The sequence below is a fragment of the Streptomyces sp. APSN-46.1 genome, assembly GCF_022815725.1.
Classification (GTDB): Bacteria; Actinomycetota; Actinomycetes; order Streptomycetales; family Streptomycetaceae; genus Streptomyces.
Window position 1 is genome coordinate 25,507 of sequence record NZ_JALGRF010000001.1, and the last position, 25,624, is coordinate 51,130.

A 25,624-nucleotide genomic window follows, 5' to 3' on the forward strand; every position below is an offset into this window, starting at 1 on the left:
GCCTAGGAACCCGGCGGCGGGGACGCACTCTGGACGCGGATTCCGGGGTGCGTTAGCTTCCGGCGCCATGAGACTTCTGGGAGTTGGGGTCGGGGCCGGGGTGTGTGCGGTGGCTCTGGTGGTGGGCGGGACGGGGGCGCCGGCGGTGGCGGCGGTTTCGATGGAGGCGGTGTCGCTCGTGGCCGATGAGGGTTCCGGTGGTGGCTTAGGGGACCGGCTGCCGGGCTTGAGCGGCGTCGGATGGCGGGTCAAGGACACCGGGAAGGACTCCCGGTTCCGGGGGCTGGCCGCCGTCAGCCGCAGCACGGCCTGGGTGGCCGGCTCCAAGGGAACGGTTCTGCGCACGGTGGACGGAGGCCGCAGCTGGCGGGACGTGTCGCCCTCCGGGGCGGCGGCGGAGGGGCTGGAGCTGCGCGATATCGAGGCCTTCGACGCGCGGCGCGCGGTGGCGCTGTCCATCGGTGAGGGGGAGGCCTCCCGGGTGCTGCGCACCGAGGACGGCGGGGCGACCTGGACCGAGACCTTCCGCAACCCCGACCCGCGCGCTTTCTACGACTGCCTGACGTTCTTCGACTCCCGGCACGGACTCGCGATGAGCGACCCGGTGGACGGCAGATTCCGCATCCTGTCCACGGCCGACGGCGGACGCAGCTGGGAGGTGCTGCCGAGTACCGGGATGCCGGACGCGCTGCCGGGTGAGGCGGGCTTCGCGGCGAGCGGCCAGTGCCTGGTCAGCGCCGGGTCGAGGGACGTCTGGCTGGCCACGGGCGGTGGCGCCGTCGCGCGGGTGTTGCACTCGGCGGACCGGGGCCGCACGTGGCGGGTGGCCGAATCCGGCATTCCGGCGGGAGACCCGGCGAAGGGCGTGTTCGCCCTCGCGTTCCGCGACCGTACGACGGGCCTCGCGGTCGGCGGTGACTACCGGTCCGGCCAGACCTCTCCGCAGGCCGCCGCGACCTCTTCCGACGGGGGCCGCACCTGGCGCCCGGCGGCGGCCCCGCCGCCTGCCTACCGGTCGGGCGCGGCCTGGCATCCGTATGCCCGGGGCGTGGCTCTGGCGGTGGGTCCGACCGGCACCGATGTCACGGCGGACGGGGGGCGGACCTGGCGGGCGCTGGACGTGGGGTCGTTCGACACCGTCGACTGCGGTGCGGACGGAGGCTGCTGGGCCTCGGGGGAGAAGGGGCGGGTGGCGAGGTTGGAGCGGGGTGAGGAGGAGCAGGCCGAACGTGGTGACTAGTGGTGATGAGTGGGACGTGTGGTGAACAGGTCCATGCCCGGGTAGCGGCCGGTGACGAAACCCGCTGCCTTGTAGACGGGCTCGCCGTCGGCGCTGGCGTGCAGCTGGATGTAGTGGATGCCGCCCGCGTTCAGCCAGGAGACGAGTCCGTCGACGATCCGGCGGCCGTGGCCGCGGCCGCGGGCGGCCTCGTCGGTGACGATGCCGTCGAGGTAGCCGCGGCGGCCGTCGGGCCACTGGGGGCTGGGGAGGTGGTACGTCACCCAGGCCATGCCGGTGGCCAGCAGGGGCTCGCCGCCGGCGCCGCCGACGACCAGGCAGTGCACGTCGGTTCGGCCGGTGACGCGTTCGGCGAACCAGCCGTGGGCGTTCTGCCGCCAGGCGGAGTCGGCGGGGCCGGGGTCAACGTCGAGGCTCGCCAGCGCGACGGCGCGCAGGCGTATCAGCTCGGGGATGTCGGCGAGGGTCGCGGGGCGCGGGGCGGGAGTGTGCGCGGGCGCGGTCAAGGCGGCCTCCTGGGGCGCGGCGAGGCGGGCGGGGCGGGGCGGGTTCGGAGAAGGGCTACGGCTGTTCGGGAGCGAGGCGCCTGCGCCGCCCCGGATCCGCCGGCCGCCGCCCCGGATCCTCCGGCCTCCGGCCTCCGGCCTTCGGGCGCGGTGTTACGCGAGGGTCTCGCGGACCGTCGAGAGGTCCGCCGAGGTCTTCGTGGCGATGAACTCCGTGATCCGGTACTCGCAGACGCCCGCGAGGATGAAGGGGTCTTCGGCCGCGATCTTCTCGATCTCCGCGCGGGAGACCCCGCCGGCCAGGATGACGCCCCCGTCGCGGGGGACCTTGCGGCCCGACGCGAGGAAGACTCCCGAGGCGTAGTAGCCGTCCAGCCAGGCGATGTGGGCGTCCAGCTCCTCTTCGACGGCTTCGATGGGCGCGGTGTAGGTGAGCTCCATGACGAACATGATCGCCAGGCTACTCTCGCACCATCATGACGAGTGTGAAGACCCCCGCCGACGAGGCCGAGGCCCGGGCGATACAGGACGAACTGCGCAATCGTGTCGTGCTCGACGAGGTCGGTCCGCCGCCGGGGTGCGGGCTGATCGCGGGCGTGGACGTCGCGTACGACGACGCGCGCGATCTGGTGGCCGCCGCGGCCGTGGTGCTGGACGCCGCCACCTTGGAGGTGGTGGAGGAGGCCACGGCCGTCGGGCACGTCAGCTTCCCCTACGTGCCCGGGCTGCTGGCCTTCCGGGAGCTGCCGACCGTGCTGGCCGCGCTCGACGCGCTGACCGCCGAGCCCGGCCTCGTCGTCTGCGACGGCTACGGCCTCGCCCACCCGCGCGGATTCGGCCTCGCCTGCCACCTCGGGGTGGTCACCGGGCTGCCCAGCATCGGCGTCGCGAAGAATCCGTTCACCTTCACGTACGAGGAACCGGGCGCCCGGCGTGGCGACTTCGCCCCGCTGGTCGCGGCGGACGGGGCGGTCGTGGGCCGGGCGCTGCGGACCCAGGACGGGATCAAGCCCGTGTACGTGTCCGTCGGCCACCGGGTCTCGCTGGACAACGCCTGTGCGCAGACGCTCGCGTTGAGCCCCCGGTTCAGGATTCCGGAGACGACGCGGCACGCCGACTCGCTGTGCCGCCGGGCGCTGCGCGAGGCGTCTTAGGCCGCCCTGTCCGGGCTAGCGGACGTCGGCCACGCGGAAGCGGATTCCCGCCTTCTGGAGGCGGTCGAGGAGGGCGTCGCCCATGGCCACCGCCGTGGTGAGCTGGCCCGCCCGGTCCGGGAGGGTGTCGTACGCGAGGCACAGGGCCGACTCGGCCAGCATCTTCGCCGTGTCGCCGTAGCCCGGGTCGCCGCCCGAGACCTCGGTCAGGACGCGGCGGCCGCCGCCCTCGCCCACGAAGCGGACGGTGAACCAGCTGCGCGCCCGCCGTTCCGCGTCCGGGCCCTGGCCGGGCTCCCAGCGGTTCATCAGCCAGCGCCGGGCCGGCGGGACCTGGGCCAGCGCGACGGTCGCGCCCAGTGCCGCCGTGCCGCCCACCGCGACCGGGAGGTGGCGGACCGAGGCGTAGTGCCGGTAGCGGAAGTCCGGTCCGTACCGCTCCAGTGCTGCCGCCGAGCGGGCGACGATCCGGGGGTCCAGCGCGGGCAGCGGCAGGGCCCAGGTGCCGGTCTCGCGGCTGAACCGCGGGGCGCCCAGGGGCCCCCGTACCCGCCGTCCCAGCAGCCGGGGCTCGTGCAGCCGGCGGGTGTGGGCCGCGGCCAGGGTCTGGGGGCCGCGGCCCATCGCGGTGAGCGCGGAGGCCAGGGTGCCGCCGGAGAAGAGCGCGTTGGACCGTACGAAGCCGTCCACGCGCAGCGGGACCCCTTCCGGCAGCCGGCCCACCGTGAAGTACGCCCCCAGGTCGGCCGGGATCGAGTCGAAGCCGCAGGCGTGCACCAGCCGCGCCCCGGTCTCGCGGGCCCGCGCGTCGTGTTCCACGTACATCCGGTCCACGAACTCCGGCTCGCCCGTGAGGTCCACGTAGTCCGTGCCCGCCCGGGCGCAGGCGGCGACCAGCTCCGCCCCGTACCAGATGTACGGGCCGACCGTGGTGGCCAGCACCCGCGTGGAGGCGGCCAGTTCGCGCAGGGCCTCGGTGTCGCGCGCGTCCGCCCGCAGCAGCGGCAGGTCCGCGCAGGCCGGGTCGAGGACGGCCAGCCGCTCGCGCAGCCGCTCCAGTTTCCCGAGGTCCCGGCCCGCCAGGGCCCACCGGCAGCCCGCGGGGGCGTGCGCGGCGAGGTACTCGGCGGTGAGCGCTCCCACGAAACCGGTCGCTCCGAAGAGCACCACGTCGTAGGTTCGGTTGCCCTCTGCGGTCATGTGCCCGCTCCTCCCAGCTGTTGTCGGTGGCTGAGGCTAGCGTGAGTGTCGACTGTCCGTGCGAGCAGGTGTGACCTGCGGTAAGTGGAGGCGTCGATGAAGCCTGCGGTGCGCAAGTGGGAGGCGGTACGGGAGTTCGCCCTGGGCCTTCCGGAAGCCGTGGAGGAGTTTCCGTGGGGCCCCGAGGACTGCGTGGTGAAGGTCAACAAGAAGATCTTCGTCTTTCTGGGGAACACGGACGGGCCGCCGGGACTCTCGGTCAAGCTCAAGGACGAGGCGCTGCACGGGCACGCGATGACCGCGCCGGGCGCGGCGCCCACCGGGTACGGGCTGGGCAAGGCGGGCTGGGTCTCGGTACCGCTGGCGGAGAAGGGGGCTCCGTCGGCCGAGGTGCTGTGCGAGTGGGTGGAGGAGAGCTACCGGAGTGTCGCCCTCAAGCGGCATCTGAAGGAATTGGACGGACGGAGCACGGATTGAGCCAACCGACTAAGCGTTTGCTCGCCCGGGGGCTTGTGCTGAGTGGAACACGTTCCTAGCATCACTGGTGTTACATCAGTTGTGTCACACCGTGGTGGTACGGATGCTGGGGGCTCGATGGCAGTGACAGGGAACGGCCCGCTCGCGGGCGTGCGCGTCGTCGAACTCGCCGGCATCGGCCCGGGCCCGTTCGCCGCCATGCTCCTCGCCGACCTGGGCGCGGACGTCGTACGGGTGGACCGGCCCGGCGGTGGCGGACTCGCGGTCAACCCGGCGTACGACGTCACCAACCGCAACAAGCGGTCCGTCCTGCTCGACCTGAAGTCCGCCGAGGGCCCCGCCCGCGTGCTGGACCTGGTGGAGCGGGCCGACGTCCTGATCGAGGGATTCCGCCCCGGGGTCGCCGAGCGGCTCGGCGTCGGCCCGGCCGACTGCCACGCCCGGAACCCGAAGCTGGTGTACGGCCGGATGACCGGCTGGGGCCAGGAGGGCCCCCTCGCGCACACCGCCGGGCACGACATCGCGTACATCGCCGTCACCGGCGCCCTCGGCATGATCGGCAATCCGCACGAGCCCCCGGCGGTTCCCGCCAACCTGGTCGGGGACTACGCCGGCGGCTCGCTCTACCTGGTCATCGGGGTCCTCGCCGCCCTCCAGCACGCCCGGACCCCCGGCGGCGCCGGCCAGGTCGTGGACGCCGCCATCGTCGACGGCACCGCCCACCTGACCGCGATGATCCACGGCATGGTCGCGGCCGGCGGCTGGCAGGACCGGCGCGGGGCCAACCTCCTCGACGGCGGCTGCCCCTTCTACGGCACCTACGAGACCTCCGACGGCCAGTACATGGCGGTCGGCGCGCTGGAGCAGCAGTTCTACGACGAGTTCACCCGGCTCCTCGGCATCGGGGACCAGGCTCCCGCCCGCAAGGACCCGGCCCGCTGGGGCGAGCTGCGCGAGAGCGTCGCCGCGCGCTTCAGGACCCGTACGCGCCAGGAGTGGACGGAGGTGTTCGAGGGGACCGACGCCTGCGTGGCGCCCGTGCTCTCCTTGCGCGAGGCCCCGCACCATCCGCACCTCGCCGCCCGCGGCACCTTCACCGACTTCGGCGGGATCACCCAGCCCGCCCCCGCGCCGCGCTTCTCCGCGACCCCGTCCGCCGTCACCAGCGGTCCCGCGCTGCCCGGCGCCGACACCGCCTCCGTGGCCGCGGACTGGGACGTCCCGGCCCTGACGGCCCTGACCGGAAAGGGCGAATGATGGAACTGTCCATGATGCTCGACTACGCCGAGGACCCGCGCCGGGCCGCCGACGAGGCCGCGGCACTGGAATCGGCCGGACTCGACGCCGTGTGGGTCGCCGAGGCCTGGGGCTTCGACTCCCCGACGATCATGGGCTACCTCGCCGCCCGGACCGAACGCATGAAGATCGGCTCGGCGATCGTCAACGTCTACTCGCGCACCCCCGCCCTCATCGCCCAGACGGCCGCGGGCCTGGACGCGCTCTCGGGCGGGCGGGCCCTGCTGGGCCTCGGCGCCTCCGGTCCGCAAGTGGTCGAGGGCTGGCACGGGAAGCCGTACGACAAACCGCTCGGACGGACCCGCGAGACCGTGGAGCTGTGCCGCCGGATCTGGCGCCGCGAGACCATCGACCACCACGGCATCACCGACATGCCGCTACCGCCCGAGAAGGGCGGCCGGCACGGCAAACCGCTGAAGATCCTCACCCGGCCGGTCCGCGGCGACATCCCCGTCTACATCGCCTCCCTCGGCCCGGCGAACGTGCGGATGACCGCCGAGATCGCCGACGGCTGGCTGCCCACGCTCTTCATCCCCGAGAAGGCCGAAGCCGTCTGGGGCAGCGCCCTCGCCGAGGGCGCGGCCCGGCGCTCCCCGGAACTCGGCCCGCTCCGGACCGTGGCGGGCGGACTGCTCGCCATCGGCGAGGACGCGGCCGCCGTACGGGACCTCGCCCGCCCGCAGATCGCGCTGTACGTCGGGGGGATGGGCGCGGCCGGCAAGAACTTCTACAACGACCTCGCCGTCGCCTACGGGTACGAGGAGGAGGCCCGGAAGATCCAGGAGCTCTACCTGTCCGGACGCAAGCGCGACGCGGCGGCCGCCGTACCGGACGAGTTCTGCGAGCTCATGACGCTGTGCGGGCCGCGGAGTTACGTCCGCGAGCGTGTCGAAGCCTTCCGGGAGGCGGGCGTCACCATGCTCAACGTCACGCCCGTCGGCCCCGAGCCGGCCCGGCTGATCGAAACCGTCAAGAGCTGGCTGTAAGGAGCCCGATCGATGAAACGCCAGATCTTCGACGCCGACCACGAGGCGTTCCGCGAGAGCGTCCGCGCCTTCCTCGCCAAGGAGGTGCTGCCGCACTACGAGCAGTGGGAGAAGGACGGCATCGTCAGCCGCGAGGCCTGGCTGGCGGCCGGCCGGCAGGGACTGCTGGGCCTGGCCGTCCCCGAGGAGTACGGGGGCGGCGGGAACGCGGACTTCCGCTACGCCGCCGTGATCGCCGAGGAGTTCACCCGGGCGGGCGCCGCCGGGCTCGCGATCGGCCTGCACAACGACATCATCGGGCCGTACCTGACCTCACTGGCCACCGAGGAGCAGAAGCGCCGCTGGCTGCCCGGATTCTGCTCCGGCGAGACCATCACCGCGATCGCGATGACCGAGCCGGGCGCGGGCTCCGACCTCCAGGGGATCCGCACCAGCGCCGAGGACCGCGGCGACCACTGGGTGCTGAACGGCTCCAAGACCTTCATCTCCAACGGCATCCTCGCCGACCTGGTCATCGTCGTCGCGAAGACCACCCCCGAGGGCGGGGCGCACGGCCTGTCGCTGCTGGTCGTCGAGCGCGGCACGGAGGGCTTCGAGCGCGGCCGCAACCTCGACAAGATCGGCCAGAAGGCCCAGGACACCGCCGAGCTGTTCTTCAACGACGTACGCGTCCCCAAGGAGAACCTGCTCGGCGAGCTGAACGGCGCCTTCCTCCACCTGATGACCAATCTCGCGCAGGAGCGGATGGGCATCGCCATGGCCGGCATCGCCGCCGCCGAGTTCCTGCTGGAGATCACCACCCAGTACGTGAAGGAGCGCGAGGCCTTCGGGCGGCCGCTCGCCAAGCTCCAGCACATTCGCTTCGAGATAGCGGAGATGGCCACGGAGTGCGCCGTCACCCGCACCTTCCTCGACCGCTGCATCACCGACCACTCCAACGGCGAGCTGGACCACGTCCACGCCTCGATGGCCAAGTGGTGGGCGACCGAGCTGCAGAAGCGGGTCGCCGACCGCTGCCTGCAACTGCACGGCGGCTACGGGTACATGACCGAATACCGGGTCGCGCGGGCCTTCACCGACGGCCGCATCCAGACCATCTACGGCGGCACGACCGAGATCATGAAAGAGATCATCGGTCGTTCCCTGCTCGGCTAGCCCTCCTCACCTCCGCCCCGCCCTTTCGAAAGGCTTGACCAGTGAGCACCGAAGCTTACGTTTACGACGCGATCCGCACGCCGCGCGGCCGCGGCAAGGCCAATGGCTCCCTCCACGGAACCAAGCCGATCGACCTGGTCGTCGGCCTCATCCACGCCCTGCGCGAGCGCAACCCGGGCCTGGACCCGGCCACCATCGACGACATCGTGCTCGGCGTCGTCGGACCCGTCGGCGACCAGGGCTCCGACATCGCCCGCATCGCGGCCATCGCGGCCGGACTCCCGGACACCGTGGCCGGCGTACAGGAGAACCGCTTCTGCGCCTCCGGCCTGGAAGCCGTCAACCTGGCCGCCGCCAAGGTCCGCTCCGGCTGGGAGGACCTGGTCCTCGCCGGCGGCGTGGAGTCCATGTCCCGCGTCCCGATGGCCTCCGACGGCGGCGCCTGGTTCGCCGACCCGATGACCAACTGGGACACCGGCTTCGTCCCGCAGGGCATCGGCGCCGACCTGATCGCCACCATCGAGGGATTCTCCCGGCGCGATGTGGACGAGTACGCGTCCCTGTCGCAGGAGCGCGCGGCCGCCGCCGTGAAGGAGGGCCGGTTCGCCAAGTCCGTGGTCCCGGTCACCGACCGCAACGGCCTGATCGTCCTGGACCAGGACGAGTTCATCCGCCCCGGCACGACGGCCGACACCCTCGCCAAGCTCAAGCCGTCCTTCGCGGACATCGGCGAACTCGGCGGCTTCGACGCCGTCGCGCTGCAGAAGTACCACTGGGTCGAGAAGATCGACCACGTCCACCACGCGGGCAACTCCTCCGGCATCGTCGACGGCGCCTCGCTCGTCGCCATCGGGTCCCGCGAGGCGGGGGAGCGCAACGGTCTGACCCCGCGCGCCCGGATCGTCTCGGCGGCCGTCTCCGGCTCCGAGCCCACCATCATGCTCACCGGCCCCGCCCCCGCCACCCGCAAGGCGCTCGCCAAGGCCGGGCTGACCATCGACGACATCGACCTCATCGAGATGAACGAGGCCTTCGCCGGCGTCGTCCTGCGCTTCGTCAAGGACATGGGCATCTCCCTCGACAAGGTCAACGTCAACGGCGGCGCCATCGCGCTCGGCCACCCGCTCGGCGCCACCGGCGCGATGCTGCTCGGCACCGTCATCGACGAACTGGAGCGCCAGGACAAGCGCTACGGGCTCGTCACCCTCTGCGTCGGCGGCGGCATGGGCGTCGCCACGATCGTCGAGCGGCTCTGAACCGTCCTGTATCCCCGCCCCCTGGACCTTCCGACACGAAAGCAGTGACCATGAGCGAGTCCACCACGATCCGCTGGGAACAGGACGAGACCGGCGTCGTCACCCTGATCCTCGACGACCCCAACCAGTCCGCCAACACGATGAACCAGGCCTTCAAGGACTCCATCGCGGCGATCGCCGACCGCGCTGAGGCCGAGAAGGACTCCATCCGGGGCATCATCTTCACCTCCGCCAAGAAGACCTTCTTCGCGGGCGGCGACCTCAAGGAGATGATCCGGCTCCGTCCGCAGGACGCGCGGATCGCCTTCGACACCGGCACCGCGATCAAGCGCTCCCTGCGCCGGATCGAGACCCTCGGCAAGCCCGTCGTCGCCGCCATCAACGGCGCGGCCCTCGGCGGCGGTTACGAGATCTGCCTCGCCTCCCACCACCGCGTCGCCCTCGACGCGCCCGGCTCGAAGATCGGCCTGCCCGAGGTCACCCTCGGCCTGCTCCCGGCCGGTGGCGGTGTCACCCGTACCGTCCGCCTGATGGGTATCGCCGACGCGCTGCTGAAGGTGCTGCTCCAGGGGACCCAGTACACCCCGCGGCGCGCCCTGGACAACGGCCTCGTGCACGAACTGGCCGCCACCCCCGAGGAGATGCTGGCCAAGGCGCGCGCCTTCATCGACGCGAACCCGGAGTCGAAGCAGCCGTGGGACGTCCCCGGCTACCGGATCCCGGGCGGCACGCCGTCGAACCCGAAGTTCGCCGCGAACCTCCCGGCGTTCCCCGCGAACCTGAAGAAGCAGCTGAACGGGGCCCCGTACCCGGCTCCGCGCAACATCCTGGCCTGCGCCGTCGAGGGCTCCCAGGTGGACTTCGAGACCGCGCTGACCATCGAGGCCCGCTACTTCACCGAGCTGGTCACCGGGCAGACCGCCAAGAACATGATCCAGGCGTTCTTCTTCGACCTCCAGGCCGTCAACGCCGGCCGCAGCCGCCCGCAGGGGATCGAGCCGCGCGAGGTCCGCAAGGTCGCCGTCCTCGGCGCCGGGATGATGGGCGCCGGAATCGCGTACTCCTGCGCCCGCGCGGGCATCGAGGTGGTGCTCAAGGACGTCACCCCCGAGGCCGCCGCGAAGGGCAAGGCGTACTCCGAGAAGCTGCTCGACAAGGCGCTCTCCCGGGGCCGTACGACCGAGGCCGAGCGCGCCGAGCTGCTCGCCCGGATCACCCCGACCGCCGAGGCCGCCGACCTGGCGGGCTGTGACGCCGTGATCGAGGCCGTCTTCGAGGACACCGCGCTCAAGCACAAGGTGTTCCAGGAGATCCAGGACGTCATCGAGCCCGACGCGCTGCTCTGCTCCAACACCTCCACGCTGCCCATCACCGGCCTGGCGGAGGGGGTTTCGCGCCCCGCCGACTTCATCGGCCTGCACTTCTTCTCGCCCGTCGACAAAATGCCCCTGGTGGAGATCATCAAGGGCGAGCGCACCGGCGACGAGGCCATCGCCCGCGCCTTCGACCTGGTCCGTCAGATCAACAAGACCCCGATCGTGGTCAACGACTCGCGCGGCTTCTTCACCTCGCGCGTCATCGGCCAGTTCATCAACGAGGGCGTGGCGATGGTCGGCGAGGGCGTCGAGCCCGCCTCCGTCGAGCAGGCCGCGGCGCAGGCCGGCTACCCGGCCAAGGTGCTCTCCCTGATGGACGAGCTGACCCTGACCCTGCCGCGCAAGATCCGCAATGAGACCCGGAAGGCCTTCGAGGCCGAGGGCCGGGCATGGGCCGAGCACCCGGCCGACGCGGTGATCGACCGCATGGTGGACGAGTTCGGGCGCCCCGGGCGCAGCGGCGGGGCCGGCTTCTACGACTACGACGAGGCGGGCAAGCGCGCCGGCATCTGGCCGGGGCTGCGCGAGCACTTCACCAAGCCGGACGTCGAGATCCCCTTCGAGGACATGAAGGAGCGGATGCTCTTCTCCGAGGCCCTGGACACCGTCCGCTGCCTCGACGAGGGCGTGCTGACCTCGATCGCCGACGCCAACATCGGCTCCATCATGGGCATCGGCTTCCCGGCCTGGACGGGCGGCGTGATCCAGTACATCAACGGCTACGAGGGCGGCCTGACGGGCTTCGTCGCCCGGGCCCGCGAGCTGGCCGCGCAGTACGGCGAGCGCTTCACCCCGCCGGCGTCGCTGGTCGCGAAGGCCGAGCGCGGCGAGACCTACACGGACTGACCGCGCCCCGCCCCGGGCCCGCCCCCGCGCGGGCCCGGGGCGACTTCCGCCTACCGGTCGCGGTCGCGCAGGGCCGCGAACACCCCGCGCTCCTCACCGCCGTCCGGGGCGGACCACCGGGCCAGTACCTGGCCCCGGACAGCGTCCGCGGCGGGGGCGGGCCCGGGGCGCAGCACCCGGGACAGGGTCAGGGCCGGCACCGGCCCTTCCAGCCCCGCCGGGCCCACGGTGAGGACGGTGGCGTCGGCGGTGTCCGTCACGGCCCTGGGGCCGGTCAGGCCCACCGGTGCGCCGGCCCCGTCGGGGCGCACCTCGACGGTCGGGTCGGGGGTGTCGCTCTCGTTCTGGGCCTGGGGCTCCGCCCGGCCCGCCAGCAGCGCGAGCAACTGGTCCACCAGGACCGGGTCGTGGGCGCCGTCGTAGATCCAGCGCGTGCCCAGTACGCCGTGCTCGCTGGTGCCGATCAGGGCGGCCTCGCCGCCCTCCAGGGGGGCTCCGCGATAGGTGAGCGGGACCTGGTAGGCGACCGGCGCGCCCCCGGAGTCGTCGGTGACCACCATGAACTCGATGCCCACCTCGCCCTCGGGGTCGTCGAGCCGGAAGCCGCCCGCTTTGGTGAGCCGCGCGGTGCCCCCGGATCCCTGGTACCAGGGCTTCAAGGGGACCCAGCCGCTGAGGAGTTCGAGCTTGGTCGGGGTCATGGTGGTGGTGTGGTGGATGACTGCCATGGCCCTGAACCTACCCGGGCGCCCCGGAGCCCGCGCCGGGGGCCGGTCCGGTGCCGGGGCGGGCGGTGTCAGCCGTCTCGGAGACGAACGCCGCCCGCAGTTCATCCTTCAGCGACCGCTGGAAGGCCGTCACCAGCGCCTGGACGACCATTGGTTGCATGTGCGCCGACAGGGCCTTCATCGACTCGACCCGCTCCGGATCGCTCTCGCCCTCCGTGAACGGGCCCCACACCTCGTCCCGGAACAGCGCCGTCAGCTCGTGCGCGGCCGACCGGGTGTGTTCCAGCAGCACCTTGCGCGCCGCCAGGATCGTCTCGTGCGCGATCGGTACGTCGAGCAGCGCGACCCCCAGCCGCAGCAGGCCGACGTCCACCCGGAAGCCGTCGCCCGCGGGGGCGAGCACGTTCATCGCCGTCAGCCGCCGGACATCGGTGTCCGACAGGGTCCGTCCGGCCCGCTTCTCCAGCTCGGCCATGGACACCTCCCGCGCCGCGTCCGGAGCCCAGGTGGCCACCAGCGCCCGGTGGATGGCCAGGTCGTGCGCGCTCAGGTCGTCGGGCAGCGCGTCCAGGTAGCGCTCGATGGCCGACAGGGTCATGCCCTGGTGCTGCAACTCCTCGATCAGCGCCAGCCGGGAGAGGTGCTCCGGACCGTAGTGGCCCACCCGACGAGGACCGATCACGGGAGGGGGCAAAAGCCCCCGCGTGCTGTAGAACCGTACGGTGCGAACGGTGACGCCCGCCCTGGCCGCCAGCTCGTCGATGGTGAGCATCGGCTCGGGTGCCTGGTCGGTCATCGTCTGCGCCTCGCTCTCTGCTCCACAGCTTGGGTTCAACAGTATTGCTGTCGCACCAACGATGTGAAACGGCCAGGAGCTGCCCATGACCACGAAACTGCGACTGCCCGGACAACCCGAAGAGCTCACCCTCCCCGCCCTGCTGGCCCGCAACGCCGCCGAGTACGGGGACCTCCCCGCCCTCTCGTGGCGCACCGGCACGGGTCCCGGCACCGGCACCAGCACCGGCACCGCCCCCGACGCGGACGGGTGGACGACCCTCACGTGGGCCGAGGCCCGCCGCGAGGTCGCCGTCCTCGCCTCCGGCTACGCCTCCCTCGGCATCGAGCGCGGCGAGCACGTCCTGCTGATGATGGGCAACCGCCCCGAGCACTGGCTCAGCGACCTCGCCCTCGTCCACCTCGGCGCCGTCCCCGTCACCGTGTACGGGACCTCCGCGCCCGAGCAGATCGCGCACATCGCCCGCCACAGCCGGGCCCGGGTCGCCGTCGTCGAGGGCGCGCGCGAACTCGCCCGGTGGGAACCGCTGCTGGCCGACGCCACCGTGGCCCTGGAGCGGCTGGTCGTGGCCGAGGCGGCGGAGGCCGGCCCGCACCTGGCGTACGGCTCCCTGCACGCCGGCGGTGCCCGGCCGCACAGCCGCGACGCCTTCGAGAAGGCTTGGCGGGAGGCGCGCCCCGAGGACCCGCTGACCGTCGTCTACACCTCGGGCACCACCGGCGACCCCAAGGGCGTCCGGCTGACCCACCGCAACATCATGCTCCAGTCCGTCCGCCTCGACCGGCGCGTGGACCTGCCGGAGCACGCCGAGCACATCTGCTACCTGCCGTTCGCGCACATCGCCGAGCGGATCCTCGGCATCTACCTGCCGCTCCTGCGGGCCGCGCACGTCCGCCTGGTCGCCGATCCCGCGGCCGTCGCGAGCGCCGTACGGGAGCTGCACCCGGTGCAGTTCTTCGGCGTGCCCCGGGTCTGGGAGAAGCTCGCCGCCGGCGTACGGGCCGTCCTCGCGCGGCTTCCCGAGGAGCAGCGGCAGGCCATCGAGGCCGCCAACGACCTGGCCCGGGCCTGGGCCGGCCACCGGGAGCGCGGCTCCCGGATCCCGGCCGCGCTCGAAGCCTCGTACACCCGGGCGAAGGAGCAGGTGCTCGACCCGCTGCTGGGCCTGGCGGGGCTGGACCGGCTGGTCTGGACGGCCAGCGCCACCGCGCCCATGCCGATCGACGTGGTCCGGTTCTGGGCGGGCTGGGGCATCGCCATCATGGACGCGTGGGGCCTCACGGAGACCTCCGGCGTGTGCACGGTCAACAGCCCGGACGGCTTCCGGCTGGGCTCGGTGGGCCGCCCGATCGAGGGGCTGGAGCTGCGGCTCGCCGAGGACGGGGAGATCCACACCCGCGGCGCGACCGTCTTCGGCGGCTACCTGCGGCCCGACGGCTCGGTGGAGAGCGCGGCCGACGCCGAGGGCTGGTTCCCGACGGGGGACATCGGCCGGCTCGACGAGGACGGGTTCCTCTGGCTGACCGACCGCAAGAAGGAGCTGATCATCACCTCGACCGGCAAGAACGTCTCACCGGCGTTGGTGGAGAACACGGTCAAGGAGCATCCGCTGATCGGCCAGGCCCTGGTGCACGGCGACGGCCGCTCCTACCTCGTCGCCCTGCTGGTCCTGGATCCGGAGCTGGCCCCCGCCTGGGCGGCCGCCCGCGGCATCGAGGCGGACTCGCCGAGCGCGCTCGCCGCACACCCGCAGGTCCGGGAGGAGATCGCCCGGGCGGTCGGGACGGCCAACGCCCGCCTCAACCGCACCGAGCAGATCAAGAAGTACCGCCTGCTCACCGAGGAATGGGGCCCCGAGTCCGGGGAGCTCACCCCGTCGCTGAAACTGCGCCGCCGGGTGGTGCGGGAGAAGTACGGGGCACTGATCGACGCCTTGTACGAGGACGCGTCGCCCACCCCGTAGGCGGGGCGGTCCCGCACCCGGTGGACGGACCGGGTGCGGGGGCGCGGGGCGGCGGCTGAGACGTGATCCGTAAGTTCAGATGGTGTTGATCTTGAGGTTGTGGAGCACGGCGAAGGCGCGGGTGGTGTCGTTGATCGTTTCGCCGCGCCTGCGGTGCTGGAGTAGGGCGCGGTAGTACTTGAGGCCTCGGGTGCGCTGTGGTACGCGCCGTCGCCGATGACGAGGCGGTGCCCGGCGACCTGTTCGGCCATGGTGGCGCGGAGGGCCACGATGTCGTTGCGGTTGCCGGGCCAGGCGTGCCGGCGGCGATGACACGCCGGTCGTGGACGCGGTGGACGGCGGCCAGGCCGACGTCGAACCCGGCGAGCAGGGAGCGGGGCCGCAGGCCGCTGTGCTGAGGGTGGACCTATCGAGTCTGCGGAAGCTGACCTCACGAATGATGTACTGTAAGTGAGGTAATCGTGACGGGGGGTGACGAACAGTGCAGGCTGGCCAGACGCGGAAGTTCCGGGGAAGGAACAAGGCCCCGAAGTGGACCAAGCCCAATGGCGGGCAGGTCTCCGTGATCGTGCTGCCGCTGGCCGTCACTAACCCTGCCGACCTCGCCCGGCTGAATGGCCTGTACGGGGCGATGTGGTCGATCAAGCGGGCCGTCCAGCGCGACGCCCGCGCCAAGGTTGATGCCTACTGGGCCGCCTGCCACGAACGCGAGGAGCAGGGCCCGAAGGCTGTACGGCAGCGCCTCGGCCTGTCCCGTGAGGCCCTGGAGCGCTGCGCGTACAAGCACCTTGAAGGCTCCGGGCACTTGAAGCACCACGTATCCAAGGCCCTGGCCATGCACATCGCGGATGAGGTGTGGAACGGCGTCTCCCGGCACCTGTTCCCCGACGCCACCAGCCACCGGTTCGGCAGGCCGAAGATAGGCAACTGGCACGACTTCACCCGGATTCCGGGCCGCGCCCGCTCCCACACCACCGAGAACAAGTGGGAGACCTTCCGCCTCGTTGGCACCCTGACCGGCCACGCCATGGCCTACACCGACGGCGGTCAGCAGGCGCTGATGCAGCCGCGCCGGATGCCGAAGCCGACCGCGCCGGACGGCAGGGTGCCTACGGGCAAGCTCACCACTGCGGGCAGGCCCGGCATGCGCAAGGCCACGTGGTGGGACCACACCGGCCCGCTCGCCGTGGTGTTCGCCGGAGGCCCCGACGGCAACCGGGGTGACCTCGTTGTCCCCGTCCGCATTCCTCAGCAGCCCGGCCAGTGGGCGCGGGTGCAGCACTTCCTGTCCAACCCGCTGACCTGGCACAAGGTGGATCTCGTACGCCGCCGGAAGGCGTCCGCGACGGGTGGCTGGGTGTACGAGGCGCACCTGATGGTGCTCGGCCCACGCCCACCTCCACCGAGGTCACTCTCACCGACGCCGAGCAGCGGCTGTTGGTCAAGCAGGCGAAGAAGCGGCGGGGCCGGGCGCGGGCGCTGGAGCGCTCCCGCCGGGCGACGAACGCGGCCCAGTACGGGCTGTCGAAGAAGCAGACCGCACGCGCCGCCAGGCGTGCCGAGAACGGCCTCAAGCCCAAGGCGGTGACCGTGCCCGGTGGTGCCCGCGCCGCACGCTCCGATGGGGTGCCGAAGCAGGCGTACCGCCGTGATCGGCTCTCCGCCCACTACCGTGAGCAGCGGGCCCGTCAGGCCGAACACGCCGCTGGCATCGCCGAGCACCGCAGGCACCGCGCCCGCCAGGTCGCCCGTGAGATCATCGCCGCCCACGGCCCCGTGCTGGTGGTCGAGGACTGCGACATCCGCACCTGGTACCGGCTGTGGGGCAAGCGGCTCTCCCAGACCACACCGGGGATGCTGATCTCCGCCCTCACGGTGGAATGCGAAGCCGCGGGCGGCGGGCTCGTGCGGGCCTCCACCTGGTCCACCGCGCTGTCGCAGCACTGCCTGTGCGGCGAGCGCGTCTCCAAGACGCTGCGGGACCGTGAGCACAAGTGCATCGCCTGCGGCCTCGTCGGCAAGCGCGACCTCGTGTCCGCGGCCCTGGCCGCGTTCGTCCGCTTCACCGACGTGGACGACCCCAAGACCGCGTACCTGGACACCACACTCTCCCGGCACGCACAGATCACCTATGCGCAAGCGCTGGAAGAAGCGCTGCGGGAGTCAACCACACCGAGCCCGAAACCGCCCCGGCGGCCGGGACGCGTGGCAGTCCCACGGCAACACCGTGAGACCTCTGCTCCCCGAACCGCCGGACAGCGGAACCGAGCAACCCCGGATGAGCCACGCCCCATGCGTGACCACGCCGGACAGCCCGGTCACCGCCCCGGCCGCAGTCCACAGCTCACCCTCTGGTGAATTGCGGATCAAGTCTTAGCGGCCGATCAGCGGGTAGTGGTCGGAGAGGTTCGTGTACGTGTAGGAGGTGCCCCAGCTGGAGACCGTCCAGGGCGCCGACTCCTCCTTCACCACGTTGTTCTCCCAGCCCGCCGGGCGGGCGTTGCCCTTGCGGTACAGGACGTAGTCCAGGTCCTCGCGCGGGTCGGTCGGGTAGCGGTAGCTCGCGATCGAGTTCAGCGCGGTGTCGAAGGAGTACGGGTGACCCGTGCGCGTGTCCGAGCCGGCCAGGTCGGCGTTGGCGAGCATGGCGGCGAGCTCCGGCGTACGCGAGTCGACGTTCATGTCGCCGGCGACGATGACCTGCTCGTTCGCCGGGATGTTCTTGCCGTCCAGGAAGGCGTCCATGGCCTTGAACTGGCGGGCGCGCATCTCCGCCGCCTCGCCCGCGCCGCAGCCCGGGTCGGTGGACTGCGCGTGCGTGCCGACCACGTGCACCTTCGTGCCGTTCACGTCCAGCACGACGTAGGCGAAGCCCTTGTTGGACCACCAGTCGGCGCCGCAGGCGTCCTTGTAGACGACCTGCTCCTTGCGGACTATGGGCCACTTGCTGAGGATCGTGACGCCGCCGTCCTCCGGGGTGGTGGAGGAGTAGGCACCGCCCGTCGCGTCCCAGCCGCTCTTGCTGCGGCCGACCACCGGGGTCTGGTACGGGTACTGGGCGGCCGAGTTGGCCTTCAGCGCGTCCGAGGCGCCGTTGTCGAAGGCCTCCTGGAGCACGACCACGTCGTGGCCCTGGTAGAAGGCGGTCTTCGGGATTTCGGCGGCCCGGTGGTCCTGGCCCCAGTTCGGGTACAGGTTCTTGCTCATCAGGAACACGTTGTACGAAAGGACGCTGAGCCGCGGGGTCGTGGCGGACTCGGCGGCCGTGGCGGCCGGCGCCGAGGTGGCGGCCAGCGCGCCGGCGGCGATCGCCGCGACGGCCGCGGCGGCGGCCCGGTGGCGGCGGGGGGAGGTGTGCGGCATGAGGTCTCCATCGTTCCTGCGGGGGAAGATCGGCTCCGTCATCCAAGCAGCCGCGGTTACCTCTGGGTAACACCCGTGACAAGACTTTCTGTCGGGAGCAAGGACGTCTGGCGCTCGCATACTGGATGCCATGAAGAACACGCGGGTCCCCGACACCGGACCGGCGGCCGCGCGCCGCCCCGACCCCGAGCCGCCCGCCCCCGGCGGGGTGCTGTGGACCATCTCCGGGGACGTCCGCGCCCTGCTGATGCTGCCCGCCGCCTTCACCATGCAGGTCGCGCACCCCGCCATCGCCGCCGGAGTCGACGCGTACTCGGTCTTCCGCACCGACCCCTGGGGGCGCGGCGAGCGCTCGCTGCGCTCCGTCCAGCTGTGGGTGTACGGCGGGGAGGAGGCCGCCGAGGAGGGGCGCCGGGTGCGCCGGCTCCACAAGGAGATCCAGGGCGTGGACACCCGGGGGCGGCGCTACCACTCCCTCGACCCCGCCTGCTACTCCTGGGTGCACGCCACCGGCTTCCCGGTCTACCTGTACGCCGGGCGGTACCTTCTGCGCCCGTTCACCCCCGCCCAGGAGCGGCAGCTCTACCGGGAGTGGCTCCAGGTCGGCCGGATCCTCGGCCTCCATGACCGGGACATGCCCCAGACCATCGAGGAGTACTGGCCCTACTACCGCCGGATGCTGGCCGAGGAGATCGAGCCCACCGGCGTCGCCCGCGAGCTGGTCGCCACCGACGTGCCGCTGCCCCGCCCCGAGGGCGGTCCGGCCGCCGTACGGCTGCTGCTCCGGGTGGCGTGGCCGGCGCTGCGGGTGCTGTTCCTGCGCTTCCGAGCCTTCGTCACCGTCGGGTACATGCCGCCCGACGCCCGCGCCGCCATCGGGCTGGAGTGGAGCGCGGCCCAGGAGCGCAGGCTCCGGACGTTCAGCACCGTCGTACGGCTCCTCGTACCCCTGCTTCCGGAGCGGCTGCGGTACCTGCCCATCGCCAGGGAGGCGCGGGCGCGGTGGCGCGCCGCCGCCTGCTGAGGGGCGCCGGCGCGCGGGACCGCGTACGACCGGGAATCAGTGCTCGTGGATCGTGTCCGTCGCCGCGATCTTCTTCCAGGACTTCGGCTCCACCGGCTCGGCGGCGCGAGCCCGGGGGGACTGGGCCGCCTCGGACGGCGGGGTGAACGCCGGCTTGCCCGGCGTGTAGAGCCAGGTCTCGAAGAGCTCGGCCAGCGGCTTGCCCGAGATCTTCTCCGCGTAGCGGACGAAGTCGCCGACCTCGGCGTTGCCGTACGCCCGCTCCGTCGGCCAGCCCTTGAGGATCTGGAAGAACTTCTCGTCGCCGACCTCGTTGCGCAGCGCCTGGACGGCGATCGCGCCACGGTCGTACACGGCGCCGTGGAACTGGTTCTCCGCACCCGGGTCACCCGGCTTGACCTGCCAGAACGGGTCCTCCGCCGGCCGCAGCCGGTACGCCCAGTCCGCCAGCTCCTGCGCCGTGCCCTCGCCCTCCTTCTCCGACCACAGCCACTGGCTGTAGCGGGCGAAGCCCTCGTTGATCCAGATGTCCTTCCAGCCCTCGACGGAGACGCTGTCGCCGTACCACTGGTGGGCCAGCTCGTGCACGACCACCGAGACGTTCGCGCCGTTCTGGAACTGGCGGGGGCCGTAGAACGGCCGGGTCTGCGTCTCCAGCGCGTAGCCCGCGCCGACGTTCGGCACGTACCCGCCCAGCGCGTTGAAGGGGTACGGTCCGAAGACCCCCTCCAGCCACTCGGCGACCTCGCCCGTCCGCTCCACGCTCGCGCGCGCCGCCCCCGCGTTGTCGCCGAGGTCCTTGCTGTAGGCGTTGAGGATCGGCAGCCCGCTGGCCGTCTTGTCGGTGGTGATGTCGAACTTGCCGATGGCCAGAGTGGCGAGGTAGGTGGCCTGCGGCTTGTTCGAGCGCCAGTTGTAGCGGGTCCAGCCGAGCCGGGAACTCTGCGACTGGAGCACGCCGTTGCTGATGGCCTGGGTGCCGTCCGGGACGTTGACCGAGACGTCGAAGGTGGCCTTGTCGAGGGGGTGGTCGTTGCTCGGGAACCACCAGACCGCCGAGTCGGGCTCCTGCGCCGCCACCCCGCCGTCCGGGGTGCGCTGCCAGGCGCTCCAGCCGTCCACCGTGAACTCCGAGGGCTTGCCGGCGTACTTGACGACGACCGTCGCCTGCTTGTCCTTCTTCAGCGGTGACGCGGGCGTCACCTCCAGCTCCTGGGCGCCGGAGGTGGCGAACTTCGCCTTCACGCCGTTGACCCGGATCTCGCTGACCTGGAGCCCGAAGTCCAGGTTGAAGCGGGAGAGGTCCTGCTTGGCGGTGGTCAGGAGGGTGGCGGTGCCCTCCAGCAGATCCGTCTTGGGCTGGTACCGGAGGCGCAGGTCGTAGTGCGACACGTCGTATCCGCCGTTGCCGCTGGCCGGGTAGTAGGGGTCGCCGATACCCGGGGCGCCCGGAGCGGAACTGGCCGCCGACGCCGGGATCACCAGCAGCAGGGAAGCGGCGAGCACGCTCGGGGCGATGACTTTGCGGTGCACGAAGAGCTCCAAGTGGTAGGGGAGGCAGATCGGTTCGACATCTCGTCGGTCGACCGTATTCACCCCTGGCACCCCACGTCATGTCCATGGCCACCGCTGTCACACGATCGCCATTCGGCCGTCACAGCGCGGTGGGCGGCCCGGCAGAAAGGCCAGAAAGAACGCATGGCGGCCCTGACGACCCGACTCTCGGCGCCCCGGCTCCCGACGTCTGTCGGCGGCACCTGCCACAATTGGCAGCCTTCCACGCAAACGAAGGCAGGCGGGACCGCACAGTGACGATGTCCATCGAAGGCAGGATCGCCGAGGAGCTCGGCGTACGGGAGCGGCAGGTCAAGGCCGCCGTCGAGCTGCTCGACGGCGGTTCCACCGTGCCGTTCATCGCGCGCTACCGCAAGGAAGCGACCGAGATGCTCGACGACGCCCAGCTGCGCACCCTGGAGGAGCGGCTGCGGTATCTGCGCGAGCTGGAGGACCGGCGCGCGGCGATCCTCGATTCCGTCCGCGAGCAGGGCAAGCTCGACGCCGAGCTGGAGGCCCGGATCGCCGCGGCCGACACCAAGGCCCGGCTGGAGGACATCTACCTCCCGTTCAAGCCCAAGCGCCGCACCAAGGCGCAGATCGCCCGCGAGGCCGGTCTGGAGCCGCTCGCCGAAGGCCTCCTCGCCGACCCGTCGGTGGAACCGGCCGCCGCCGCGGCCGCGTTCGTCGACGCCGACAAGGGCGTCGCCGATCCGGCCGCGGCCCTGGAAGGCGCCCGCGCCATCCTCACCGAGCGGTTCGCCGAGGACGCCGACCTGATCGGCGAGCTGCGCGAGCGCCTGTGGGGCCGCGGCCGGCTCGCCGCGAAGGTCCGCGAGGGCAAGGAGGAGGCGGGCGCCAAGTTCGCCGACTACTTCGACTTCGCCGAGCCCTTCACCGCGCTGCCCTCGCACCGGGTCCTCGCCATGCTGCGCGGCGAGAAGGAGGACGTCCTCGACCTCACCCTGGAGCCCGAGGCCCCGGAAGACACGGCGACCCCCGGCCCGTCCACGTACGAGGGCATGATCGCCCGCCGCTTCGGCGTCGCCGACCGCGCCCGCCCCGGCGACAAGTGGCTCGGCGACACCGTCCGCTGGGCCTGGCGCACGAAGATCCAGGTGCACCTCGGCATCGACCTGCGGATGCGTCTGCGCCAGGCCGCCGAGGACGAGGCGGTGCGGGTCTTCGCCGCCAACCTGCGCGACCTGCTGCTCGCGGCCCCGGCCGGTACCCGTACCACGCTCGGCCTCGACCCGGGCTTCCGTACCGGCGTGAAGGTCGCCGTCGTGGACGCCACCGGCAAGGTCGTGGCCACCGACGTCATCTACCCGCACGTCCCCGCCAACAAGTGGGACGAGTCCCTCGCCAAGCTGGCCCGCCTCGCCGAGGAGCATGCGGTCGAGCTGATCGCCATCGGCAACGGCACCGCCTCCCGCGAGACCGACAAGCTCGCGGGCGACCTCATCACCCGCCACCCCGAGCTGGGGCTCACCAAGGTGATGGTGTCCGAGGCCGGCGCCTCGGTGTACTCCGCCTCCGCCTTCGCCTCGCAGGAGCTCCCGGACATGGACGTGTCGCTGCGCGGCGCCGTCTCCATCGCCCGCCGCCTCCAGGACCCGCTGGCCGAGCTCGTCAAGATCGACCCGAAGTCGATCGGCGTCGGCCAGTACCAGCACGACCTGTCCGAGGTGAAGCTGTCCCGCTCCCTCGACGCCGTGGTCGAGGACTGTGTGAACGGCGTCGGGGTGGACGTGAACACCGCCTCCGCGCCGCTGCTCTCGCGGGTGTCGGGGATCAGCGGCGGTCTCGCCGAGAACATCGTCGCGCACCGCGACGCCAACGGCCCGTTCCGCAGCCGCAAGGGGCTCAAGGACGTGGCCCGGCTCGGCCCGAAGGCGTACGAGCAGTGCGCGGGCTTCCTCCGGATCCGCGGCGGGGACGACCCGCTGGACTTCTCCAGCGTGCACCCCGAGTCCTATCCGGTGGTCCGGGGCATGGCCAAGACGGCCGGCAGCGAGGTGGCGGCCCTGATCGGCAACAGCGCGGTGCTGCGCTCGCTGAGGCCGGAGCAGTTCGTCACCGAGGCCTTCGGTCTGCCGACGGTCACCGACATCCTGCGCGAGCTGGAGAAGCCGGGCCGCGACCCGCGCCCCGCCTTCAAGACGGCCACCTTCAAGGAGGGCGTGGAGAAGATCGGCGACCTGGCGCCCGGAATGATCCTGGAGGGTGTGGTCACCAACGTGGCCGCCTTCGGCGCCTTCATCGACATCGGCGTCCACCAGGACGGCCTGGCGCACGTCTCGGCGCTGTCGAAGAACTTCGTCAAGGACCCCCGGGACGTGGTCAAGCCGGGTGACATCGTCCGTGTGAAGGTCATGGAGGTGGACATTCCGCGCAAGCGGATCTCGCTGACCCTGCGCCTGGAGGACGAGGCCGGGGCGGACCGTTCCGCCGGTACCCCGAAGCAGCGCGAGGAACGGCGCGGCGGCGGTGGCCGTCCCCCGCAGCAGCGGGGCGGGAGCGGCGGACGCGAGGGCGGCCAGGGAGGTCAGGGCGGTCAGGGCCGGGGCGGACAGCGCCAGGGCGGTCAGGCGGGTCGGGGCGCTCAGGGCGGTCAGGGCGGTCAGGGCGGACAGGGCGGACAGCGCCAGGGCGGCGGCGCCCCGGCACCGGCCAACAGCGCGATGGCCGACGCCCTGCGGCGGGCCGGCCTCACCGGCGGCCCCGAGGAGCGCCGCAAGCGCTGACAGCCGTCCTTCGGCCACCGCCGCGCGCGACACGTCGTGGGAGCTTGGCCGAATAGGCGTGCCACGTGGGGACATTCCTTGCCAACCCGCGTACAAGATCTGTAGGCATGGTGGAACGCCCGTTCGTCACCCGGCGGACGGGCTTTCCGCATCCCCCCTCCAGGACCGCACTCCCCGAGGCCGCCTTGAAGGCACAGGTCACCATGCCCATGCCCACGCACGCGTACCGACGCTGCCCGAGAAAGGGTCCGAAGAGGGATCACATGTCCCACCGGCAACTCAACCTGCGCAAACGCTGCGAGATGATTCTCGGCCATCTGGATCTGACGCATCCGTTCTCCCTCGACGCCCTCTGTGAGCGCATAGCCGAACAGCGCGGCCGCCCCATCCGGCTCCATCCGCTCCCCAAGGAGGCGGCTGAGTCCGGCGTCTGCGGGCTGTGGGTCGGCACCGACAGCGTGGACTACGTCTTCTACGAGGCCCAGACCACCCCTCTGCACCGGGAGCACATCGTGCTCCACGAGCTGGGCCACATCCTCTTCGGCCACCACTCCCTGGAGGGGCAGGAGACCGACGGCAGCGCCCCCACCGTCCTCGGCCGGACCAACTACACCACCCGCCAGGAGCAGGAGGCGGAGATGCTCGCCAGCATGATCCGCATCCGCACCTCGGGGACCGGCCTCCTGCCGCCCGCCTCCGGCGGCACCCTGGCCCGGCTGGAGTCGGCCATGGGGTACGAGCGGGGGCCGCGCGATGGCAGCTGACCTCACCGCCGTCGGCAACTGGCTCGCCGTCCCCAGCGTCGTCTGCCTGTGGATCGCGGTCCTGCTGCGCGCGCCCGGGGCCCTGCGCTCCCCGCAGCAGCGCGGACTCTGGCTCGCCGTCGCCACCGCGGCCGCCGCGATGACCCTGAACCTGCCAGACGTCGTCAAGTACGCGATGGAACGCGACCCGGGGTACGCGCACACCGTCGGCCTGACCCGCAACCTCATCGGCGTGCTGTCCGCCGGCGCCGTGCTCTACTTCGTCGCCGAGGCCGCCGGCGGGCGCCGGCTCCAACTCGCCGCCTGGATCGGCACGCTGGTCTGGCTGACCACCCTGGTCACGCTGGACGCGGCCGCGCCGGCACACGGCACGCACACCATGCCGCCCGTCGGCGACCCGGTGCCCTCCCTCGCGTACTGGCTGGTGCTGATCTCCGCGCACCTGGCCGCCAACACCATCTGCGTGTTCGTCTGCTGGCGCTACAGCCGCCGCGCCGAAAGCACCGGACTGGCCCTCGGGCTGCGGCTGTTCGCCCTCGGCACCGGGCTGGCCGGCCTGTTCTGGTTCGCGTACCTGCTCAAGGCCCTCTTCGACAGCACCTGGGCGATGCCCGCCCTGCCGCTGATGATGAACCTGCACGGGCTGCTGCGCGCCGCGGCGATCCTGGTGCCGACCCTGTTCGCCCTGCGCCGTACCGCCGCCGACCTCGGCACCGCCTGGCGGCTGTGGCCGCTGTGGCGCGATCTGGTCGAGGCCGTCCCGCACGTCGCCCTCAACAAACCGCGGGCCGGGCGGGTGCTGGAGCTGCTGTGGCCGCCGGTTCCGCGCGACATGGTCGTGTACCGCAAGGTCATCGAGACCCGGGACGCGATCCTGATCCTGGGGGAGTACGTCGCCCCGGGCGTGCCGGAGCTCGCGCGTGGCCATGTCGCCGGGACCGGCGTTCCCGAGCAGCGGCGTACCGCGGCCGCGCTGGCCTGCGTACTGAAGGAGGCGCGGCAGGCGAAACTCGCCGGGCTGCCGCAGCAGGCGGGCGAGACGGTCGCGCTGGAACTCCCGGCCGCGATCCAGCCCTCGGCGGAGGGCGGCGACCTCGCGGACGAGGCCCGGTTCCTGGTGGACGTCGCCGAGGCCTACGGCTCGCCCTCGACCACGGCCTTCAAGGCGTGACTCCGCATCCCGTACCCCGTGT

22 protein-coding genes are annotated in these 25,624 nt (G+C 72.1%); 15 read left to right on the plus strand and 7 right to left on the minus strand.

The window, feature by feature from the left end:
* The first annotated feature begins 67 nt into the window (after nucleotides 1-67).
* Complete coding sequence (locus tag MTF65_RS00130; RefSeq protein ID WP_243625994.1) at nucleotides 68-1,240, plus strand: oxidoreductase; 1,173 nt, start codon at nucleotides 68-70, stop codon at nucleotides 1,238-1,240.
* Here MTF65_RS00130 and MTF65_RS00135 read toward each other — a convergent pair.
* Together MTF65_RS00135 and MTF65_RS00140 are read right to left on the minus strand one after the other, a co-directional pair.
* On the minus strand, nucleotides 1,237-1,746 hold the full coding sequence (locus MTF65_RS00135) for a GNAT family N-acetyltransferase (protein ID WP_243625995.1): 510 nt from the start codon (nucleotides 1,744-1,746) through the stop codon (nucleotides 1,237-1,239). The genes MTF65_RS00130 and MTF65_RS00135 overlap by 4 nt on opposite strands.
* A gap of 153 nt (nucleotides 1,747-1,899) precedes the next feature.
* The gene (locus tag MTF65_RS00140) at nucleotides 1,900-2,196 is read right to left on the minus strand and encodes a YciI family protein (protein ID WP_243625996.1); all 297 of its coding nucleotides are present in this window, start codon (nucleotides 2,194-2,196) and stop codon (nucleotides 1,900-1,902) included.
* 26 nt (nucleotides 2,197-2,222) lie between these two features.
* Between MTF65_RS00140 and MTF65_RS00145 the strand changes: the two genes are divergently transcribed.
* On the plus strand, nucleotides 2,223-2,900 hold the full coding sequence (locus tag MTF65_RS00145; RefSeq protein WP_243625997.1) for an endonuclease V: 678 nt from the start codon (nucleotides 2,223-2,225) through the stop codon (nucleotides 2,898-2,900).
* 15 nt (nucleotides 2,901-2,915) lie between these two features.
* On the opposite strand, the gene MTF65_RS00150 is transcribed toward MTF65_RS00145, so the two are convergent.
* A complete protein-coding gene (locus tag MTF65_RS00150) occupies nucleotides 2,916-4,100 on the minus strand; it encodes a trans-acting enoyl reductase family protein (RefSeq protein WP_243625998.1) in 1,185 nt (394 codons plus the stop codon).
* Between the two features lie 96 nt (nucleotides 4,101-4,196).
* Between MTF65_RS00150 and MTF65_RS00155 the strand changes: the two genes are divergently transcribed.
* From MTF65_RS00155 to MTF65_RS00180, 6 genes are all read left to right on the plus strand, one after another.
* On the plus strand, nucleotides 4,197-4,577 hold the full coding sequence (locus MTF65_RS00155; RefSeq protein ID WP_243625999.1) for an MmcQ/YjbR family DNA-binding protein: 381 nt from the start codon (nucleotides 4,197-4,199) through the stop codon (nucleotides 4,575-4,577).
* 117 nt (nucleotides 4,578-4,694) lie between these two features.
* Nucleotides 4,695-5,834, plus strand: a complete 1,140-nt coding sequence (locus tag MTF65_RS00160; protein WP_279398517.1) for a CaiB/BaiF CoA-transferase family protein — start codon at nucleotides 4,695-4,697, stop codon at nucleotides 5,832-5,834.
* Nucleotides 5,834-6,859 carry an LLM class F420-dependent oxidoreductase gene (locus MTF65_RS00165; protein WP_243627236.1) on the plus strand — a complete coding sequence of 342 codons (1,026 nt, stop codon included), beginning with the start codon at nucleotides 5,834-5,836 and terminating at the stop codon, nucleotides 6,857-6,859. Before MTF65_RS00160 ends, MTF65_RS00165 begins: the two co-directional genes overlap by 1 nt.
* 12 nt (nucleotides 6,860-6,871) lie before the next feature.
* Nucleotides 6,872-8,014, plus strand: coding sequence for an acyl-CoA dehydrogenase family protein (locus MTF65_RS00170; RefSeq protein ID WP_243626001.1), 1,143 nt, complete (start codon nucleotides 6,872-6,874; stop codon nucleotides 8,012-8,014).
* A gap of 41 nt (nucleotides 8,015-8,055) precedes the next feature.
* Complete coding sequence (locus tag MTF65_RS00175; protein WP_243626003.1) at nucleotides 8,056-9,270, plus strand: acetyl-CoA C-acetyltransferase; 1,215 nt, start codon at nucleotides 8,056-8,058, stop codon at nucleotides 9,268-9,270.
* Between the two features lie 50 nt (nucleotides 9,271-9,320).
* Nucleotides 9,321-11,492 carry a 3-hydroxyacyl-CoA dehydrogenase NAD-binding domain-containing protein gene (locus MTF65_RS00180; protein ID WP_243626005.1) on the plus strand — a complete coding sequence of 724 codons (2,172 nt, stop codon included), beginning with the start codon at nucleotides 9,321-9,323 and terminating at the stop codon, nucleotides 11,490-11,492.
* A 50-nt stretch (nucleotides 11,493-11,542) separates the two neighbouring features.
* Here MTF65_RS00180 and MTF65_RS00185 read toward each other — a convergent pair whose 3' ends face one another.
* On the minus strand, nucleotides 11,543-12,220 hold the full coding sequence (locus MTF65_RS00185) for a maltokinase N-terminal cap-like domain-containing protein (RefSeq protein WP_243626007.1): 678 nt from the start codon (nucleotides 12,218-12,220) through the stop codon (nucleotides 11,543-11,545).
* Between the two features lie 10 nt (nucleotides 12,221-12,230).
* Nucleotides 12,231-13,016 carry a MerR family transcriptional regulator gene (locus MTF65_RS00190; protein WP_243626008.1) on the minus strand — a complete coding sequence of 262 codons (786 nt, stop codon included), beginning with the start codon at nucleotides 13,014-13,016 and terminating at the stop codon, nucleotides 12,231-12,233.
* An 85-nt stretch (nucleotides 13,017-13,101) separates the two neighbouring features.
* On the opposite strand from MTF65_RS00190, the gene MTF65_RS00195 reads away from it, so the two are divergent.
* From MTF65_RS00195 to MTF65_RS00205, 3 genes are all read left to right on the plus strand, one after another.
* Nucleotides 13,102-14,979: a long-chain fatty acid--CoA ligase gene (locus tag MTF65_RS00195; protein WP_243626010.1), complete on the plus strand. Its 1,878-nt coding sequence runs from the start codon at nucleotides 13,102-13,104 to the stop codon at nucleotides 14,977-14,979.
* Between the two features lie 481 nt (nucleotides 14,980-15,460).
* Nucleotides 15,461-16,567, plus strand: coding sequence for a hypothetical protein (locus MTF65_RS00200; RefSeq protein ID WP_243626012.1), 1,107 nt, complete (start codon nucleotides 15,461-15,463; stop codon nucleotides 16,565-16,567).
* A 38-nt stretch (nucleotides 16,568-16,605) separates the two neighbouring features.
* The gene (locus tag MTF65_RS00205) at nucleotides 16,606-17,337 is read left to right on the plus strand and encodes a hypothetical protein (protein ID WP_243626013.1); all 732 of its coding nucleotides are present in this window, start codon (nucleotides 16,606-16,608) and stop codon (nucleotides 17,335-17,337) included.
* A 15-nt stretch (nucleotides 17,338-17,352) separates the two neighbouring features.
* On the opposite strand, the gene sph is transcribed toward MTF65_RS00205, so the two are convergent.
* The gene (gene sph, locus MTF65_RS00210) at nucleotides 17,353-18,342 is read right to left on the minus strand and encodes a sphingomyelin phosphodiesterase (RefSeq protein ID WP_243626015.1); all 990 of its coding nucleotides are present in this window, start codon (nucleotides 18,340-18,342) and stop codon (nucleotides 17,353-17,355) included.
* A gap of 130 nt (nucleotides 18,343-18,472) precedes the next feature.
* On the opposite strand from sph, the gene MTF65_RS00215 reads away from it, so the two are divergent.
* Nucleotides 18,473-19,366, plus strand: a complete 894-nt coding sequence (locus MTF65_RS00215) for an oxygenase MpaB family protein (RefSeq protein ID WP_243626017.1) — start codon at nucleotides 18,473-18,475, stop codon at nucleotides 19,364-19,366.
* A 36-nt stretch (nucleotides 19,367-19,402) separates the two neighbouring features.
* On the opposite strand, the gene MTF65_RS00220 is transcribed toward MTF65_RS00215, so the two are convergent.
* On the minus strand, nucleotides 19,403-20,899 hold the full coding sequence (locus tag MTF65_RS00220; RefSeq protein ID WP_243626019.1) for a M1 family metallopeptidase: 1,497 nt from the start codon (nucleotides 20,897-20,899) through the stop codon (nucleotides 19,403-19,405).
* Between the two features lie 275 nt (nucleotides 20,900-21,174).
* On the opposite strand from MTF65_RS00220, the gene MTF65_RS00225 reads away from it, so the two are divergent.
* The 3 genes from MTF65_RS00225 to MTF65_RS00235 all read left to right on the plus strand — a co-directional run bounded on the left by MTF65_RS00225 (nucleotide 21,175) and on the right by MTF65_RS00235 (nucleotide 25,602).
* Nucleotides 21,175-23,667, plus strand: a complete 2,493-nt coding sequence (locus tag MTF65_RS00225; protein WP_308407081.1) for a Tex family protein — start codon at nucleotides 21,175-21,177, stop codon at nucleotides 23,665-23,667.
* 263 nt (nucleotides 23,668-23,930) lie between these two features.
* Nucleotides 23,931-24,431: an ImmA/IrrE family metallo-endopeptidase gene (locus MTF65_RS00230; protein WP_243626020.1), complete on the plus strand. Its 501-nt coding sequence runs from the start codon at nucleotides 23,931-23,933 to the stop codon at nucleotides 24,429-24,431.
* Nucleotides 24,421-25,602: an MAB_1171c family putative transporter gene (locus MTF65_RS00235; RefSeq protein ID WP_243626021.1), complete on the plus strand. Its 1,182-nt coding sequence runs from the start codon at nucleotides 24,421-24,423 to the stop codon at nucleotides 25,600-25,602. Before MTF65_RS00230 ends, MTF65_RS00235 begins: the two co-directional genes overlap by 11 nt.
* The last annotated feature ends 22 nt before the right edge of the window (nucleotides 25,603-25,624 follow it).

What these genes read in the sequence shown, in the direction of transcription:
- MTF65_RS00130 (WP_243625994.1), top strand. Translation starts at nt 68, where the DNA reads ATGAGACTTCTGGGAGTTGGGGTCGGGGCCGGGGTGTGTGCGGTGGCT.
- MTF65_RS00140 (WP_243625996.1), bottom strand. Translation starts at nt 2,196, where the DNA reads ATGTTCGTCATGGAGCTCACCTACACCGCGCCCATCGAAGCCGTCGAA.
- MTF65_RS00145 (WP_243625997.1), top strand. Translation starts at nt 2,223, where the DNA reads ATGACGAGTGTGAAGACCCCCGCCGACGAGGCCGAGGCCCGGGCGATA.
- MTF65_RS00150 (WP_243625998.1), bottom strand. Translation starts at nt 4,100, where the DNA reads ATGACCGCAGAGGGCAACCGAACCTACGACGTGGTGCTCTTCGGAGCG.
- MTF65_RS00155 (WP_243625999.1), top strand. Translation starts at nt 4,197, where the DNA reads ATGAAGCCTGCGGTGCGCAAGTGGGAGGCGGTACGGGAGTTCGCCCTG.
- MTF65_RS00160 (WP_279398517.1), top strand. Translation starts at nt 4,695, where the DNA reads ATGGCAGTGACAGGGAACGGCCCGCTCGCGGGCGTGCGCGTCGTCGAA.
- MTF65_RS00165 (WP_243627236.1), top strand. Translation starts at nt 5,834, where the DNA reads ATGGAACTGTCCATGATGCTCGACTACGCCGAGGACCCGCGCCGGGCC.
- MTF65_RS00170 (WP_243626001.1), top strand. Translation starts at nt 6,872, where the DNA reads ATGAAACGCCAGATCTTCGACGCCGACCACGAGGCGTTCCGCGAGAGC.
- MTF65_RS00180 (WP_243626005.1), top strand. Translation starts at nt 9,321, where the DNA reads ATGAGCGAGTCCACCACGATCCGCTGGGAACAGGACGAGACCGGCGTC.
- MTF65_RS00185 (WP_243626007.1), bottom strand. Translation starts at nt 12,220, where the DNA reads ATGGCAGTCATCCACCACACCACCACCATGACCCCGACCAAGCTCGAA.
- MTF65_RS00190 (WP_243626008.1), bottom strand. Translation starts at nt 13,016, where the DNA reads ATGACCGACCAGGCACCCGAGCCGATGCTCACCATCGACGAGCTGGCG.
- MTF65_RS00195 (WP_243626010.1), top strand. Translation starts at nt 13,102, where the DNA reads ATGACCACGAAACTGCGACTGCCCGGACAACCCGAAGAGCTCACCCTC.
- sph (WP_243626015.1), bottom strand. Translation starts at nt 18,342, where the DNA reads ATGCCGCACACCTCCCCCCGCCGCCACCGGGCCGCCGCCGCGGCCGTC.
- MTF65_RS00215 (WP_243626017.1), top strand. Translation starts at nt 18,473, where the DNA reads ATGAAGAACACGCGGGTCCCCGACACCGGACCGGCGGCCGCGCGCCGC.
- MTF65_RS00230 (WP_243626020.1), top strand. Translation starts at nt 23,931, where the DNA reads ATGTCCCACCGGCAACTCAACCTGCGCAAACGCTGCGAGATGATTCTC.
- MTF65_RS00235 (WP_243626021.1), top strand. Translation starts at nt 24,421, where the DNA reads ATGGCAGCTGACCTCACCGCCGTCGGCAACTGGCTCGCCGTCCCCAGC.